This window comes from Psychrobacter sp. Sarcosine-02u-2 (assembly GCF_002836335.1).
GTDB lineage: Bacteria > Pseudomonadota > Gammaproteobacteria > Pseudomonadales > Moraxellaceae > Psychrobacter > Psychrobacter faecalis.
In genome coordinates, this window is the sequence record NZ_PJBX01000128.1 from 21,382 (window position 1) to 39,019 (window position 17,638).

13 protein-coding genes and 4 tRNA genes are annotated in these 17,638 nt (G+C 43.2%); 10 read left to right on the forward strand and 7 right to left on the reverse strand.

What is annotated here, in order from left to right; genetic code table 11:
* Window positions 1-78 precede the first annotated feature (78 nt).
* The 3 genes from CXF58_RS04185 to metX all read right to left on the reverse strand — a co-directional run bounded on the left by CXF58_RS04185 (window position 79) and on the right by metX (window position 3,046).
* Window positions 79-660 (reverse strand): tetratricopeptide repeat protein, encoded by a 582-nt coding sequence (locus tag CXF58_RS04185; protein WP_068404007.1) that lies wholly within the window; start codon window positions 658-660, stop codon window positions 79-81.
* A gap of 422 nt (window positions 661-1,082) precedes the next feature.
* Entirely contained in the window at window positions 1,083-1,700 is a 618-nt protein-coding gene (gene metW / locus CXF58_RS04190; protein WP_102076707.1) for a methionine biosynthesis protein MetW, read from the reverse strand.
* Window positions 1,697-3,046: a homoserine O-acetyltransferase MetX gene (gene metX, locus CXF58_RS04195; RefSeq protein ID WP_068404028.1), complete on the reverse strand. Its 1,350-nt coding sequence runs from the start codon at window positions 3,044-3,046 to the stop codon at window positions 1,697-1,699. The genes metW and metX overlap by 4 nt, the downstream gene beginning before the upstream one ends.
* Window positions 3,047-3,600: 554 nt before the next feature.
* Here metX and hemH point away from each other — a divergent pair.
* Window positions 3,601-4,620 carry a ferrochelatase gene (hemH, locus tag CXF58_RS04200; RefSeq protein WP_068404010.1) on the forward strand — a complete coding sequence of 340 codons (1,020 nt, stop codon included), beginning with the start codon at window positions 3,601-3,603 and terminating at the stop codon, window positions 4,618-4,620.
* 84 nt (window positions 4,621-4,704) lie between these two features.
* Here the strand turns inward: hemH and CXF58_RS04205 are convergent, their stop codons facing one another.
* The 4 genes from CXF58_RS04205 to CXF58_RS04220 all read right to left on the reverse strand — a co-directional run bounded on the left by CXF58_RS04205 (window position 4,705) and on the right by CXF58_RS04220 (window position 9,665).
* On the reverse strand, window positions 4,705-5,100 hold the full coding sequence (locus CXF58_RS04205) for a hypothetical protein (RefSeq protein WP_102076708.1): 396 nt from the start codon (window positions 5,098-5,100) through the stop codon (window positions 4,705-4,707).
* 246 nt (window positions 5,101-5,346) lie between these two features.
* Complete coding sequence (locus tag CXF58_RS04210; protein WP_068404014.1) at window positions 5,347-5,832, reverse strand: hypothetical protein; 486 nt, start codon at window positions 5,830-5,832, stop codon at window positions 5,347-5,349.
* A 255-nt stretch (window positions 5,833-6,087) separates the two neighbouring features.
* Window positions 6,088-9,051, reverse strand: coding sequence for a DNA polymerase I (polA, locus tag CXF58_RS04215; RefSeq protein WP_068404015.1), 2,964 nt, complete (start codon window positions 9,049-9,051; stop codon window positions 6,088-6,090).
* A gap of 200 nt (window positions 9,052-9,251) precedes the next feature.
* Window positions 9,252-9,665 carry an organic hydroperoxide resistance protein gene (locus tag CXF58_RS04220; RefSeq protein WP_102076710.1) on the reverse strand — a complete coding sequence of 138 codons (414 nt, stop codon included), beginning with the start codon at window positions 9,663-9,665 and terminating at the stop codon, window positions 9,252-9,254.
* Window positions 9,666-9,985: 320 nt separating this feature from the next.
* Here CXF58_RS04220 and CXF58_RS04225 point away from each other — a divergent pair, with 320 nt between their 5' ends.
* The 9 genes from CXF58_RS04225 (at window position 9,986) to tuf (ending at window position 17,440) form a co-directional block, all read left to right on the forward strand.
* Window positions 9,986-10,903: a hypothetical protein gene (locus tag CXF58_RS04225; protein ID WP_068404017.1), complete on the forward strand. Its 918-nt coding sequence runs from the start codon at window positions 9,986-9,988 to the stop codon at window positions 10,901-10,903.
* Between the two features lie 189 nt (window positions 10,904-11,092).
* A complete protein-coding gene (locus CXF58_RS04230) occupies window positions 11,093-12,688 on the forward strand; it encodes a peptide chain release factor 3 (RefSeq protein WP_102076711.1) in 1,596 nt (531 codons plus the stop codon).
* Window positions 12,689-12,888: 200 nt separating this feature from the next.
* Complete coding sequence (locus tag CXF58_RS04235; protein ID WP_102076712.1) at window positions 12,889-13,743, forward strand: RsiV family protein; 855 nt, start codon at window positions 12,889-12,891, stop codon at window positions 13,741-13,743.
* Between the two features lie 113 nt (window positions 13,744-13,856).
* Window positions 13,857-14,900: an FHA domain-containing protein gene (locus tag CXF58_RS04240; RefSeq protein ID WP_102076713.1), complete on the forward strand. Its 1,044-nt coding sequence runs from the start codon at window positions 13,857-13,859 to the stop codon at window positions 14,898-14,900.
* Between the two features lie 325 nt (window positions 14,901-15,225).
* Window positions 15,226-15,301, forward strand: a tRNA-Thr gene (locus CXF58_RS04245).
* 64 nt (window positions 15,302-15,365) lie between these two features.
* Window positions 15,366-15,449, forward strand: a tRNA-Tyr gene (locus CXF58_RS04250).
* An 85-nt stretch (window positions 15,450-15,534) separates the two neighbouring features.
* Window positions 15,535-15,608: transfer RNA gene (locus CXF58_RS04255), tRNA-Gly, on the forward strand.
* Window positions 15,609-15,720: 112 nt separating this feature from the next.
* Window positions 15,721-15,795, forward strand: a tRNA-Thr gene (locus CXF58_RS04260).
* Between the two features lie 454 nt (window positions 15,796-16,249).
* On the forward strand, window positions 16,250-17,440 hold the full coding sequence (gene tuf, locus CXF58_RS04265) for an elongation factor Tu (RefSeq protein ID WP_068404023.1): 1,191 nt from the start codon (window positions 16,250-16,252) through the stop codon (window positions 17,438-17,440).
* Window positions 17,441-17,638: the final 198 nt, after the last annotated feature.

A 17,638-nucleotide genomic window follows, 5' to 3' on the forward strand; every position in this document is an offset into this window, starting at 1 on the left:
ATCATAAAAATGGCAAATAAAAAGCCCAGTATGATACTGAGCTTTTTTATATTTACTGTGTAAAGTCTAAATTACAACTTACTTACTTTGGAACCAAGTATCGGCTTTGCTACGCGCGCTAGCGATATCAGCACTTGATAAGTTTAATGCCAATTGACCGATTTTACCGCGTGCTTTATTGCGGACTTTTTCATCCAGCATGCCATCACGGGCAGCCAAGTCGTACCATTTATAAGCATCGACCAGATTTTTTTGCTTTTCATCGAGCAGGGCAAGCGTATAGCTGGCACGGTTATCACCGCGCATCGCGGCTTTTTCTAACCATAGACGCGCTTGTTGCAAGTTAGGTTGAACGCCTTCACCGCGCAAGTACATGATAGCAAGATTCAACTGAGCAGGGGCGACGCCTTGCTGAGCGGCCTTGGTATACCACTGGATAGCTTGCTGGGTGTTTTGGGCGACGCCTTCACCTTTTTGCAAACGCTTGGCTAAGTAAAACTGGGCGTGGTTATTACCTTGGGCAGCGCTGGCAGACAGCTCACTGATAGGCATTAGCTCGAAACGTGAGGTATCAAGTGGCACGTTTGATATTAACTCAGCGTTGGCAAGGCCCGCACAAGAAAACAAGGCAGTAAACAACGCAGCTTTTAATAATTTCATAGCAGCTCCAAAATTAGGCAGTTAATAAGCAAAAGAAAAAGTTGCACCGCTAAAATGGTCTCGCTTGAGACAGTTAGGCGGCGATAACAATTAGGTGAAATTTTGCGCTACCTTCTTACCTAATCATTAGCAATAACATTTATATATTTAGTGGTCGTTACCTCAAATAGAGCCGATAAACGGTTAAAAAATCCGATAAACGGTCGTATATGGGGTATGACTGACACTATTTCGCTAGCTTAACACCCAAACTTACGAAACTCAAATACTAATTACACGATTTAAAGCCTACTTATACCTCGCGGTCCTCAATAAAATCATAGAGTTACTTAAGCGTAAGAATAAATTAACATTCTATTAAGGTTAACATTATTACTTTTTTATTTAAATTTTCGTTAATAACCCGTGCGTAAACCTCACTATTAAGCAGGTTTTTGTTTGGTGACCCGATAAATAGCGACGTCTGCGAGCAGATTGGGTGCTTGTCTGATTAATGCGGTCATCAGCGGCTTATGGCCTTTTTCAGAGTCACTGACCGCAAAGCGATTAATGATATGAATATCATGCTGCGCGCACAGCTGCTCAAAGTCTTTAAAGGTACACAAGTGAATGTTTGGAGTGTTATACCACTCATAAGGGAGCGCTTCTGAAACCGGCATCAGCCCCTTTAAGCCTAAATGCAGGCGGTTTTGCCAATGGGCAAAGTTAGGAAAGGTAATCACGGCTTCACGGGCAACGCGTAGCATATCGAGCAGCAATATATCGGGCGCTTTTACCGCTTGCAGGGCGCGCGCCATAACCACGGTATCAAAGCTATTATCGGCAAAACGACTCAAGCCATCATTGAGGTCTTGCTCGACGATGGATAAGCCTTTAGTGATGGCTTCATTGATTTTATCTTCATCAATCTCAAGTCCATAACCGGTGACGCCTAGATTTTGCTGTAAATGCGCGAGCAGCTCGCCGTTACCGCAGCCTAAATCCAGCACATGCGAGTGCGGCGCTATCCAACGCTCAGCCAATTGATGATCCATTCTCATGAGCGTGCTCCTTTGGCTTTCAAACGATTGGCAATAAATGGCGCGGTCAAAAAGCCTTTAACCGCACCCATATAACGTGGAATATCGAATAAAAACGAATCATGACCGTGCGGGGCGTCGACATTGATATAGCTGACTGGTTTGCCAGTTGCCATCAGTGCGTCGACAATCTCTTGTGAGCGCTCGGGCGCAAAACGCCAGTCGGTGGTAAATGACACCACCAAATATTGGCACTTTGTATGAGCAAAGGCAGCTTTTAGCGCGTTCAGCTCTTTTGCATTGGCTACATTAACGTTATCAGCATTGTCAGCAGTAGCAATATCCGCGCTACTGTTTACCGTTTTCTCAAGCTCTTTCTCAGTAGAATCGGCTTTTACTGCTGCGGCGAGGGAGGTTTCTAGCTCTGCCGATGATTGTATTGATGAGTCTACCGCTGACGGATAATCACGCGTCGGGTCAAAATAATCTAATGCTTTGGTCATCAGCAAATAAGTATTGGCATCGAAGTTTTCGCTAAAGCGTTCGCCTTGATAGCGCAAATAGCTCTCGACCTGAAATTCGACATCATAGCCATACATAAATTTGCCAGACTTTAAATCACGACCAAACTTTGCCTTCATCGCATCATCGGTCAAGTAGGTGATATGACCGACCATGCGAGCAAGAATAAGCCCGCGCCGAGGATAAGTACCCGCCTGTAAGTAACGCCCGTCTTTAAAATCAGGGTCAGAGAGAATGGATTGCCGCGCGACTTCGTTAAAGGCGATGTTTTGCGCAGAAAGCTTTGGCGTACTGGCTATGACCACGCAGCGTTTTAAGCGTTCTGGATAATCGACCGACCATTGCATAGCCTGCATGCCGCCCATCGAGCCACCGACAATGGCATGCCAAACCTCAATACCCAAGCGGTCTGAGAGCATGGCTTGGGTTTTTACCCAGTCTTTGATAGTGACAAGGGGGAAGTCGGGGCCATAAACCTGCGCTTTACCCTCATCGCTTACACTGTCTGGATTGATGGTGGTCGGACCAGTAGAGCCAAAGCAGCTGCCGATATTATTGACGCAAACCACAAAAAACTGATTGGTATCGATGGCTTTATTAGGGCCTATCATATTGTCCCACCAGCCCGCTTTTTTATCGTCGTCACTATGGAAGCCTGCCGCATGATGGCTACCTGATAGGGCGTGGCATATAAGGATAGCGTTTGATTTGTCGCTATTGAGCGTGCCATAAGTTTCAAATATTAAATCGAATGAAGGTAGGGTGCGATTGCACTCCAAGGTCAATGGCTCAGCGAAATGAAAAGTCTGCGGCGTGACGAGGCCAACTGAGCCTACCGAATCGATAGAATCGGTCGCATTAGCAGAATGGTTGGTGGAATGTTCACTGGTACTATCAGAACGTGCGCTCAAAGCTACCTCACAAAACAACAGTTACAGTTATGGATAAAACAATGGTTATGGATAAAAAACGGTTATAAATAAAACAAACCTAGAATCGCGACAATAAGGGGTCCAACTACTTTCTTATTATAAGCTTGTCTATTGTATGGCGATGCGCCTAGGAGTACAACCTTGATAGGCAGTCTTTCAGGCAAAGTATCAGTAGCTGAGGTATTAACGGTGTCGCAATCCTAAACCGCATGTGTTTTGCCCTGCGTTTTTGGTGGATAAAATGCTACACTGATGATAAGTATCAGCCTTTTTATTTAACCATAATTTGGTATGTGATTGACTATCGTCTGCTTAGTATATTTTGATAATTGCCAAGGGTGATTAATTAAGGCTTAATAGTCCTATTGCTAAATAAATGGCTAAAATATATGAGTTTTGAAATTCCTTTTAGCTGATCAAAGCTTATAACTTCACAATAACATAATCCAAGAATAGATAATGCCCTTATGAAACCTCAATTGCCGCCCCGTATTGCCGTTTTACTAGTCAACCTAGGTACGCCAGATGAGCCGACCGCGCCCGCCGTCCGTCGTTATCTAAAACAGTTTTTGTCCGACCCGCGCGTGATTGAAATCCCTCAATTCTTGTGGGCGATTATTTTAAATCTGTTTGTCCTACCAAGTCGCCCAAAACGTGTAGCAAAGGCTTATGCCAGTATTTGGGAAGGCGATTCGCCCATTCGCAAAATATTAAACAGCCAAGTTGAGCTGCTCGAGCCGCGCTTAGCAAATAGCGTGGCGCCATTTCGTGTTTCTGTACATGCAGCGATGAGCTATGGCAATCCGGGTTTGCCTGACGTGATGGATACACTAAAAAGCGAGGGGGTTGACCATTTTGTTATCTTGCCGTTATTTCCGCAGTATTCTGCCTCGTCTGGCGGTGCAGTCTATGATGCCTTGACCAAATGGACGCTAAAGCAGCGCAACTTGCCAAACTATAGCATTGTCAAAGATTACTTTGCGCATCCGCTGTATATTCAAGCATTGGCCAACTCGATTCGCCGCTTTCAAGCCGAGCATGGCAAGCCTGAAAAGCTGATGTTTAGCTTTCACGGGATTCCGCAGCCTTATGCTGATAAAGGCGATCCGTACCCAAAACGCTGTAAATGTACCGCTGCGCAAGTGGCGCACGAACTTGGTCTGCAAGATGACGAGTGGATTATCAGCTTTCAGTCACGCTTTGGTAAGCAAGAATGGGTCAAGCCGTATACCGATGTGGTATTAGAAGATTGGGGCAAATCTGGGGTGCGTTCGGTACAAGTGATTAGTCCGGCATTCTCTGCTGATTGCTTAGAAACACTGGAAGAATTGGCAATCGAAAACCGTGATAATTTCTTAAATGCAGGCGGGCAAGAGTATCATTATATTCCAGCATTAAACCTAGATGAGGCGCATATTGATTTGCTTGAAGCACTCAGTTTGCCGTTGGTTAAAGGCTGGGCTGGTACACTCGATGGCTGGGTTTAATGGTTTTCTTAAGTCAAAAAAATACCGGACATAATGTTCGGTATTTTTTTCTAAATGAATTTCCATTTTATCAGTACATAATGTCTAAAAATTATCATCATTAGAAACTTTAGCCGCATCTCTGTCAGCAATATCGACGATGTCAGGATAATCTTTATCGTCTAAATTGTCTTCAACCAACACCTCATCAATCCGAGCTTCATCGATATTTTGGCGATGTATCGGGGTCAGTCCTTGGGTGGCATCCGTGCCGACTTCAGAATTATTAAATCCTGCGCTATTATCGATGACATCGTCGTCGTCAAACGTATGTAGCATAGGATTGTTTAAATCAATCTCTTGGCTACCGTCTTCATTATCATCAATGCTGCTATCGCCTTCATTATCATCAATGCTGCTATCGCCTTCATTATCATCAATGCTGCTATCGCCTTCGATATGATCCATCTCTTCTGGTAATGGGGTTTTTGAATTGTCCATGGTTATGTCCTCATTATAGTTATAATTACGATTAAACGGGTTGTTTATAATTATCAAAATTATGCTTATCAGTGTGCCGCGTTATAATTGCAACTAATAGTAGTGAGGTGTCACAGGATGTGCAAAAAATGTAAGGATAGATAAAGAATGGCTGCCAGTACGAGTTAAGTAGGCAGCCATAAAAAGGTTTTAGCGTTCATTATTTCTCTAAAAACTATTTTAGACAGTTAACTTAGAATAATTAACCTAGTAATTGGCATTGCACGGTTCGTGTTGATTTGGCTGATGTAAAATATAATTTTCAAAATCGCCAAGTTTAAACCGCCACAAGTAAATCAAGGCAATCGTATAAATGATCGTCTCGGAAACCTCTTCGACCATTTCTCCGATACTTTCGGGGATAACAATGGCATTTTCGCCCATATATTGTAAGACCGCCAATACAGCGACTGCAATATACAGGCTGATATTAATATCTTTTAATACCGCCCAAAGGTAACGCCATGAATAGGCGAGCAAGCCAATGATGACAAGTAAAATAATGGCAAGTACGTTATCTTCCCACCAATCATAAGAATGGGTGAGGAGTGAGAAATCACTAGGAATAAAGAGCTCTGGTAAGTAGTTTAATTCACGACGAATCACTTCAAAGAACACCAACACAGAGGCTAGCCAAAAGTAGCTGCTTGGTTTGCTGCGGCTTTGTATCACATACTGCGTGCAACGTAGCATACAGACTAACAGGATAATATTACCAGGGATTTCGATGATGCTATCTGAATGTAAAATGGAACGCTCCTAGCTTTAAAAACAAAAAAGCGAGCGCGAAGGCTCACTTTATATCGTAAATTACCGCGTAAAAACCAATATTTAAAGCATTAACAGGTAAAAAACCGTCTAACGTAGACTTATTATACTGCTAAGAAAAGCTTACGGCTATGAGTAATGATAAACGATATCGTTTAAGCTTTTATTTTATTTAAGTCATTAATGCGCTTCGTCCCAATTACTACCAATATCGGTTTCAACCAATAACGGTACGGCAAAGTTCACATGCCAGCCTTTTGCAACAGCCGTTGTGGTCAACACATCCTGCATAGCGTCGGTAATCAGCTGACGAATGCTATCGACCTTATCGCTATCGACTTCAAACACCAGCTCATCATGGACTTGCAGCAGCATTTTTGCGTGCTCTTTTGGCAATACTTTATCGACCGCTATCATTGCAAGCTTGATTAAATCCGCCGCTGAGCCTTGCAGTGGGGCGTTAATCGCCGCCCGTTCAGCGCCTTGCTTGACCATACGATTGCTATGATTGATATCAGGCGTATAAAGCTTACGGCCTAATATTGTCTCAACATAACCTTTTTCATAAGCGCTGGCACGGGTATTAATCATATAGTCTTTGACGCTTGGATAACGCTCAAAATACATATCGATATAATCTTGCGCCTCGCCGCGGCTCATCTGTAGCTGCTTGGCCAGACCAAAAGCGCTCATACCATAGAGCAGACCAAAGTTAATGGCTTTAGCATTGCGGCGCTCAGTGGCGCTGACCTCTTCAACGGCTTTGCCTAAGACTTCAGCAGCGGTTGCCGTGTGAATATCTAAGCCTTCGTTGAAGGCGCGCGTTAAATTGACATCGCCTGAGAAATGCGCCATCAGACGTAGCTCGATTTGTGAATAATCCGCAGCTAAAATCACGCGACCTTCTGGGGCAATAAACGCTTGGCGAATCAGGCGACCGGTCGCGGTACGAATAGGAATGTTTTGTAAGTTAGGATCGGTTGAAGATAAACGCCCAGTACTGGTCAGTGCTTGATGGTAGCTAGTATGCACGCGGTCAGTCTTGGCATCTGCGACATTATCAAGGGCATCGGTATAAGTGCTTTTAAGCTTCGATAAACCGCGATATTCAAGGACGATTTCAACCAACGGGTGGTCAATCTTTGACAATACCGCTTCGCCAGTCGAGTATTGACCTGACTTGGTTTTTTTACCGCCCGCAACGCCTAGCTTTTCAAACAGCATCTCACCGAGCTGTTTTGGTGAGCCAAGATTAAATGCTTCACCAGCGACTTCATAAGCGCGTTTTTCAAGTGCAATGATTTCTTCGTCGAAACGTTGCGATAGCTCGTTTAAGAATGGGCGCTTGATTAAAATGCCATTTGCTTCCATTTGGCAGAGTATTTCCGCAGTTGGAATCTCTAACTCGTGTAGCAGCTTGGCATTGTTTTTATCTGCCGCCAGTTTTTCGCTAAATAAATCAAACAGCTGATAGGTAATGTCGGCATCTTCACAGGCATAATCGCTGGCCAAATCAATGGTAACTTGGTCAAAACACACTTGCTTAGCGCCTTTACCAGCAACGTCTTCAAAGCTGATAGTTTGCGTATGCAAATAATGGCGTGCCAAATCATCCATACCGTGGCGAGTAGCGGCCGCGTTAATTACATAACTGGCAAGCATGGTATCCATCGCCCAATTATTAGGTTTGTCATGAATACTGCCTAATAAGTCGATATCATAAAAGCTAAGAATATGGGCATCATATTTTAAATGTTGACCGATTTTACCAATGTTTGGATTTTCTAAGATGGGTTTTAAGCGCGTCAACACCATATCGCGGTCAAGCTGTTTGGTAATCAGCTCATCGCCTTCTAGATGAGCTAGCGGCACGTAATAAGCTTCGTGAGCTTTTACCGCAAAAGACAAGCCAACCAATTCAGCCTGACGCCAATAAACGCTGGTGGTTTCGGTATCAATGACAAAATGCGGTGCAGATTCTAATAATGTAACCAAGCTATCAAAAGCAGGCGCATCTAAAACCGTGTGCCACGCTTTATCATGACTTTTACTATCTTTGATATTATCGATAACACTTGATTGTAGAGATTTGGCGATTTGCGCTTGCGATTCGGCATCCGCTTGACTGTCGGCAACGCTTTGTGCGCCATTCCCATTAGCATTGGCGGGATGATTGGGATGGTCGAGTGATGCCAACTCATTTCTAAATTCAAGCTCGCTATAGAGTGCGCGTAGCTCATCGATATGGGCGCACGGGTCGGTATTGATTTTTAAATCTCGCCAATCTTGACCAATTTCTAAATCAGTGACGATGGTTGCTAATTGCGCATTAAAGGGAATGTCGTCGGCATATTCGACCAGATTTTTGCCAGCGCGTCCTTTGATATTGGCGACGTTTTTGAGCATGTTATCAATGTTGCCGTATTCGTTAAGCAGGTCTTTGGCGGTTTTTTTACCGATACCGGGTACGCCTTTAATGCCATCAGAGGAGTCGCCCATCAGCGTTAAAAAGTCAATCATTTGCTCAGGATTAATGCCAAATTTTTCCACTACGCCTGCGCTATCAGTGACTTTACCGGTAAAGCTGTCTTCTAATATCACGCAGTCATTAATCAGCTGCATCATATCTTTATCACCGGTCGAGATAACGACGTGATGACCTTCGGCAACGGCGCGATGGGCTAGAGTGCCAATAATATCGTCGGCTTCCGCGCCTTCGATACGTAATAATGGAATCCCTAGCGCCACCACCAAACTATGAATATAAGGAATCTGCTCGGCAAGCTCGACATCCATTTTTGGTCGATTGGCTTTATATTCTTCTGACATGGCATGACGAAAAGTCGGTGATTTGGTGTCAAAGCAGACTGCCATATGGGTTGGATGATAACGACGCATGAGCTTTAATAACGCATTTAACGTCCCACGTATGGCGTTAGTGACCAGCCCTTGAGAGTTTTGCATAGTCTTTGGCAAGGCATGATAGGTGCGAAATAAATAATAAGAGCCGTCGACCAAGATAAAGGGCGGCTGCTCTTTGTTCACATGGCTGGTATCCATCGTTGCCACATTGGGCATGGTGGCAAAGTTTGGTAGCGTATTGGGATTAATGGGCGAGTGCGAGTTGTGATCGTTGTCGGTCATAGAAAGTCACTTATTATTTATTAGGTATAATCAAAAATGAGAAAAAAGATAACCCATTATAACGATAAAAGCGTCGCGTGCCGAATGGCTTAAGAGTTAAGATGTGTACGACTCAAAACGATAGCCAATAAAAAAAGAACCCAGACCAGCTGAGTTCTTTTATCAGTTTTCTTCTGACTAATTAATATTCTTTCTAAGAGTTATTTTACTTCTGACGTCACTTCACTATCGATATTGCCATGGGTGGCTTTCGAATATGGGCAGACTTTATTGGCTTTTTCGACCAGTTTTTGAAATTCATCGGCCGATAGTTCTGTATTTTCACCGGTTACGTGAATCTTTACGGCTAATTTAAAGTCCAAACCTTCGCCTTTCATTAAATCTACTGATACTTCGGTAGTCGAGTCAAATTTTGCTTTTTCTTCACCTTTGACCGCTGCCAGTGCGCCATCAAAACAAGCAGCATAACCCATAGCAAATAACTGCTCTGGATTGTTACCGTCTTTACCAGAACCCGGTGCGACCATGTTAATGGTCAAATCACTATCTTTTAGGCTCGCATTACCCGTACGGCCGCCAGTAACGGTAGCTTGTGTAGAATACAATGTTTTCATAACATATCCTTTGTTGTTGGTTTTTATAATTAAATGATTTATCTACTATGTGACCTTCCTTACATGTGATCTTACTTAAAAAGCGATTTTACATAGTAACTCCTTAGATTAGCACAGTGAGCAACGTTGAACGTATCGCGCAAGTTTAGAAATGGTAACTTGCTAAAATGTCTAATCGGAGTTTTCTAAAACCATAATAGTAGGATTTTGATATATAAATAACGATACTATTAATGTAAACTAATCACAAAAAGTATTTTACTAACATATTACAGTAACCAAAGTAGCTAAAAAGCGTTTAATCATAAGGACATTGTTTAATGAATGCCTCGCTAAATAAATGGATTTTATTACCAAGTATCGTCTCTCTAATGGCACTTGCGCTCAGCGGCTGCGAAGAAGAGGACGTGTTTTTTGGCGTAGGCAGTAGCAATAATATAACGCTGAGCAGATTTGCCGATAGCTATGACAGTAAAGCCAATGCGACTGCGATTGCGCGCATCGATGAAACCTACCGTACCGGTAATTATGAGATTAAAACCAGAAATCTTGTCAATAACTACAGCAATCAAAGTTTAAATACTTTAGACAAAACGGTACTAGCCGATAAGTTCGAAGGACGATTGGAACACAAAAATATTGAAGTCAGTGGCCGCACGGTCAAACGGCCTATTTATGAAAAAAACAGCAATAACAAGTTCAATTATCAAACCACTTATAAAACCTTGGACTTGTCAGGTGTGAAAGCCGATGATTACCGTGCAGGCGTTCCGCTAAGCAATAGTCGCGGCATTAAGACGGGCTTAAGTCACTATTCTAAACTGCCAACCAATTTAGCCTTTCCAGCAGGCTCGGTTTGCTATATTCCCGTCGTCAGCAGCGAGCGTAAATTTTTAGCTTTTAACGAAAAAGACAAAACAGGATACTCGTCGCTTGATAAATGGATTGAAGCAGCCGAGGCGCGTTTTAGTGATGATAGAAAGCCTAGAACTACTAAGGTTGGTTATGGCGTAGATAACAAGCAACAAGCGGCGCAAGTGATGTTTTTTGAGTATAAAGACCAACCGGCTTATCAGTACAACGGGGTTGAATATAGTAAAGATATTTATGAAGCCGATTATATCGCCGAAGGCAACAGCAATCCAAATACCAACAGCTTTCGCGGTGTGGTCGATTGCACGATTGTCAATGATGTCGCCGCTGACTTTTTAGAACGAGAAATCAAGCGTTATTATTAAAGCTAAGAGCGCCTAACGCTTAAAGATTTTTGAAATTTAAAAATATCCGCACTCTCTACTTAGTTAATAGAGAGTGTTTTTTTATGCGCTAATTCTGCAACCAAACGCTAAATCCGCTACAATACGCCCATTATTTATCCTATTTATTTAGCGTGATTTCTAAATCACACAACCGTTGAAGCCGAAATTATGAGCGTAGATCCAAAGAAACTAAGCAAAGAAGTCGCCAAACGCCGCACCTTTGCCATTATCTCGCATCCCGATGCGGGTAAGACCACCATGACCGAAAAGCTACTGCTATGGGGGCAGGCGATTCAGGTAGTTGGTGAGGTAAAAGGCCGCAAAACTGACCGTCATGCGACCTCTGACTGGATGAGTATGGAGCAGGAGCGCGGTATCTCGATTACCACCTCGGTCATGCAGTTCCCTTATAAAGACCATATGGTCAACCTGCTAGACACCCCAGGTCACGCCGACTTTAGTGAAGATACGTATCGTACTCTGACCGCGGTAGACAGTGCGCTAATGATGGTCGATGGCGCAAAAGGTGTCGAAGAGCGGACCATCAAGCTGATGGAGGTTTGCCGGATGCGTGATACGCCCATCATCTCATTCGTCAATAAACTTGATCGTCAGATTCGCGAGCCGCTTGAGCTACTCAGTGAAATTGAAGCAGTATTAAAGATTAAATGTATTCCGGTCACGTGGCCGATTGGTATGGGACAAGATTTCGTTGGGGTTTATCATTTAACCGAGAATAAAACTTACCTATATGAAAAAGGTCATGGCGGCGAGATGACCGTCTCTGAAACGCGCGAAGGTTATGATTATCCTGATATCCGTGAGCGTTTGGGCAAGCTGATGTATGATTCTTTTGAAGAGTCGCTTGAGCTGGTACAAATGGCGCTCGAAGACTTTGAGGTCGAGGCGTTTTTAAAAGGTGAGATGACGCCTGTATTGTTCGGGACGGCACTGGGTAACTTTGGTGTTAATATGGTACTTGATACTTTAATTAAATATGCACCGCCGCCAAAATCGCATCCGACCAATGAGCGCGAAGTCGCCGCAACCGAAACCGAATTTAGCGGTTTTGTGTTTAAGATTCAGGCTAATATGGATCCGCGTCACCGTGACCGTATTGCCTTCTTACGCGTGTGCTCTGGCAAGTACGAAAAAGGCATGAAAATGAAGCACGTGCGCTTGGGTAAAGATGTGCGTATTGCCGATGCTTTGACTTTCCTTGCAGGTGACCGCGAAGCGTTAGAAGAAGCCTATCCTGGTGATATCATTGGCTTGCACAATCACGGGACGATTTCGATTGGCGACAGCTTTACCGAAGGCGAAGAATTAAACTTTACCGGCATTCCGCACTTTGCTCCTGAATTGTTCCGCCGTGTGGTGCTAAAAGACCCGCTTAAATCAAAAGCGCTGCAAAAAGGTTTACAGCAGTTGAGCGAAGAGGGTGCAACGCAGGTCTTTATGCCGCAGATTAATAACGATTTAATCTTAGGTGCAGTCGGTGTGCTACAGTTTGAAGTGGTCGCCCACCGTCTAAAAGAAGAGTACAAAGTGCAATGTATCTTTGAGCCAGTATCTATCGCAACCGTACGCTGGATTCATTGTGATGATGAAGTGGCGCTGGCGAAATTTAAGAAAAAAGCCCACGACCAATTGTCAATAGATGGCGGCGGTTATTTAACTTATCTTGCGCCATCTCGGGTGAACTTGCAGCTGATGCAGGACCGCTATCCTGAGATTACTTTTAGCAATACGCGCGAGCATTAAAATCAAACTTTTAATCTTTATACTTACATTTTAAAAGACACGCTATCGTGTCTTTTTTATTAAAAAATTTTTGGTTGTAATCAAATATGAGTTTGTACAAGCGCATTAAGTACTCAAAAACACAAACAGTGCGCCTACAATAGGGCGCAATAGTTACGGTAGAATATCAATAAACCTTATTTGTATGTGAAAGAGTCTATATGAAATCTACAACTGACATTCATAACAATAACTCAAAATTTACTCAACCACTCCCATCTCAGCGCAGCGTGGGACGTCTGCTTACGTTGCTAAGTAGTGGCTTATTACTTGGGGCTTTAAGCCTATCAGCGCAGGCGGGTAGCTTGATTAGTCATAGCAAATATTTAGAATATGAATTGCCTAAAAAAATACAGGAAAAATGTACAGCGCGTGATAATTGCCCAGATATTGAGGTGAAATACCTTAAGACCAATCATGCTTGGATAAATAAGCTTGCCAATGGGCGTATTGATAATTTAGTGGTCAATAGTAAGCCAACGGAGTCCGCGCCTATCACCAAGCAAAGTAGCCCAGCCGAGGTCAAAGCTGCCATCGACGGTTTTGTTAGCGCGCAGTTTGCTGATTTACCCAAAGACAGTATTTTTGTTTATAGCTTAATGGTGACGCCTGAATACTTGGGTCATGTGAATGATTTTGAGCTGTTTGAAATAAACTCTTATGTCTTCACTGGTGGCGCTCATGGCATGCCATATAGCGAGTATCTGATATTTGACCAAAAAACTAAGAAACAAATCCAATTAACAGATATGCTGCAGCCTAACAAAAAATCAAAATTTAAAGCTTTAGCTTATGATGCTTATAAAGACTGGGTAAAAACGGTGGATGAAGATGCTGCAAGCTATGAAAAAAACTGGCCATTTACCTTAAGTGAGAACGTAACATTGACTGATAAAGGGATCGATATTCGTTATCAGCATTATGCTATCGGCCCCTACGCATACGGTATGCCCGTACTGAGTATTCCTTACAACAAGCTTGGCGGTATTATAAAACCTCGCTTTATACCTAAATAATGCTGACAATAATTTTAGCCAGTATGAAGATAATTGTATAAGAACAGCCATTTATAGAAAGTTATTAGATAAAAATAGCCATTGAATATTTTATAAAAATAAGGAGTGATAACATGACAAATCATACAGAAAATGCCCATACACCTGTGACGACAGAGGGTGCAACTTGGCAACTTAATGCCCTGACCGAAGCACTAGGCGATCTGACCTTGACCGTCAGTGATAGCCTGTCTGTTGGACGCGGTAGCGATAATGACGTGGTGCTCGGTAGCAAGCAAGTATCGCGCAATCACGCGGTCTTGAGCGTATTAAATGGTAAGCTATACGTTAAGGACTTAGAGTCATCGAATGGTACTTTTATCAATGAGCAACGGATTGAGGGCAATAAATCTCAGCGCCTTAATGCCAATGATACGCTAGGCTTTGCAAGTTTTAACTTTCAGGTAATTGCGCCTGTTGCTGCGACCTTGGATAATGAACAAGCTGTTCCAGTTGTGTCGGATGAGCCAGTATTAAGCACGAACGCTGATACGAGTGCGGAAACAATATCTACGGCTAGTGATAGTGAACCTGCCGTTGTAGCGCCAGTCGTTAGCGAAGCAGCAGATAAAAAGCCAACAATTGAAGAAACTAGTATTCAAGAACCCATCGTTAAAGAAACTGTTGCTGCAGAGCCTGTAATTAACGAGCCTATAATCAACGAGCCTATAATCAACGAACCTATTGCCAAAGAGCCAGTCATCAAAGAAACTGGAATCGATGAGGTATTGTCAGTAGCTGATAATAATGAACCATCAACTTCAACTAGCACACCAGTTGTCGATGAACCAGCACCGAGCGCGGTTCGTCAAGCTCAATATGACACCGATGCGGCAGCGCATGATAAGACCACGACGACCACCTTGCAAGAAGAAGCGGATCCTGATGTCCTACGCGCTAAGCAAGCCGCTACCGCCCAGTTTTCAGGCACGGCCAATTTGGGTCAGCCGCGCGACCTTGGTACAACAGGTAATAATGCCATGGATCAAGCGCTTAACAATCCTGCCAATGCGGGACAAGCTGAGAAAAAACCGAGTGGTGGCTGGTTTATCTGGGTATTTATTGCTATTTTAATCATTGGCCTCGCGCTATGGTTGTTTAATAAAGGCAGTATGTAAAAGACTTATCTTTATAAATTTAACAGTATTCTTAAAGAAATAAAGCAGCTGCCCGCTTATAAAGCAGCTGCCCGCTTATAAAGATGATGGATTTCATAAAAAACTATACAATTTTTATAAAACCATGCAATAAAGACGGGCAGTTTATGCTTTAAATGATGTCTCGTTAATTTAGCTTCGAAAAAAGCTGCAATTTCATAACAGGAAAAATAGCAATACAATCAAGTGTTTGATAGCTTTTATGAAAATAAAGCTAAAAAAAAATGAAAAAGGGCTTGCGTCTAGCAAAATATTTGATAGAATAGCCACCACTTTGAGAGAACAAGCCGACTTAGCTCAGTTGGTAGAGCAACTGACTTGTAATCAGTAGGTCGCCAGTTCGATCCCGGCAGTCGGCACCATCTCTTTCAAAGTCGCTTTTTATGAATTTGCTTTCAATTGAAGTGATTTATATCAAGCAATCTAGGTGGGATTGGGGAGCGGTCAAACCCAACAGACTGTAAATCTGTCGCGAAAGCTTCGAAGGTTCGAATCCTTCTCCCACCACCATATTTGTTCTAAGTTTGTCCTAGCGCCAAGCATACTCCTTATATTGAATGGCTTACTATTAGAGTTAAATAATATAAGAGTAAATGCGGGTGTGGTATAATGGTAACACCTTAGCCTTCCAAGCTAATGACGCGGGTTCGATTCCCGCCACCCGCTCCATATATGCACCATCGCAGCAACTATCAAACATCACGACAGTCAGTTATTAGCTGTATCGTGATATTTTTTTTAGTACCACCCATAGGTTGGCTACTATAGTTTTTAAAAGTACGCTCATATAGCTCAGCGGTAGAGCACTCCCTTGGTAAGGGAGAGGTCTTGAGTTCAATTCTCAATATGAGCTCCATTTATTGTTCAAGCCTTGTCTATATGCTTTACTATTTTGATAAAGTATCATCTTCAGACAAGACAATGTATTTTACAAAATATTGTAGCGATATCGAATTATAAAATATTGAAAATTATAAATAGAGTGTGGCAGTTAATCATTTAAAGGTGACACTAAGGTGTTGCCTTTTAGTGCTGTCGGTAGGTTTATAAATCTATTTGTTAGTCATATTTAGAAAAAAACTGTTTTGTTGAGATGTGCTAGCAGATGGCACAATATGCAAGCGATTGAAAAACAAGTATAATGCCCATATATAAACATGTGATTAAGCTAGTAAGCATTTTTAATACATTCATTTTAGTAGTTAAACCATAGCGTCAACGGTTTGATGGTTATTACGCATCATGAGCCGTCAAACAGCTATTTACCGATCTTTGATTGTTAAAGATTCATCAATAAAGAGGAAATACCCATGGCAAAGGCCAAGTTTGAACGCAGCAAGCCACACGTCAACGTCGGTACCATCGGACACGTTGACCACGGTAAAACAACCCTAACCGCCGCTATCGCAACCGTAGCTGCAATCACCTCTGGTGGCGAAGCCAAAGACTACGCCGCTATTGATAGCGCACCAGAAGAAAAAGCACGTGGCATCACCATCAACACCTCACACGTAGAATATGACACCCCAACCCGTCACTACGCCCACGTTGATTGCCCAGGTCACGCCGACTATGTTAAAAACATGATCACTGGTGCTGCCCAGATGGACGGCGCAATCCTAGTAGTATCAGCAACTGACGGCCCAATGCCACAAACCCGTGAGCACATCCTGCTATCACGTCAGGTTGGCGTACCGTACATCATCGTCTTCATGAACAAATGTGACCTTGTTGATGACGAAGAATTGCTTGAGCTAGTAGAAATGGAAGTTCGTGAACTTCTTAACGACTACGACTTCCCAGGTGACGACACCCCAATCGTCAAAGGTTCAGCTACCCAAGCCCTTAAAGGCGACGAAGGTCAATACGGCCAACCAGCCGTTGTAGAACTACTAGGCATCCTAGACACCTACATCCCAGAGCCAGAGCGTGACGTTGACAAAGCATTCCTAATGCCAATCGAAGACGTATTCTCAATCTCAGGCCGTGGTACCGTAGTAACCGGTCGTGTTGAATCAGGTATCGTCCGTGTTGGTGACGAAATCGAAATCGTCGGTATCCGTGACACCCAAAAAACCACCTGTACTGGTGTAGAGATGTTCCGTAAACTGCTAGACGAAGGTCGTGCAGGCGAAAACTGTGGCGTACTACTACGTGGTACCAAACGTGAAGACGTACAACGTGGCCAAGTACTAGCCAAGCCAGGTTCAATCACCCCTCACACCAAATTTGACGCCGAAGTATACGTTCTGTCAAAAGAAGAGGGTGGTCGTCACACACCATTCCTAAACGGCTATCGTCCACAGTTCTACTTCCGTACCACTGACGTAACTGGCGCAATCCAATTACAAGACGGTACCGAAATGGTTATGCCTGGTGACAACGTTGAGATGGGCGTAGAGCTTATCCATCCAATCGCTATGGACAAAGGTCTACGCTTCGCAATTCGTGAAGGCGGCCGTACCGTAGGTGCTGGTGTTGTTGCTAACGTCCTTAGCTAAGCATCAAAACCCTAACGCTATTAGAGAAATCTGATAACGTTATGTAGTAAGAAAAAAGCCATCCTTGATTAAGGGTGGCTTTTTTTGTGGGGTATGAATGAGGATAAGGGCATAAATACTAGGGTTTTTCTCTCATTTGAAAAAATAAATTCCAAAGCTATAAATTATAAGGACTGCTTTATATATAGTCGATTAAAG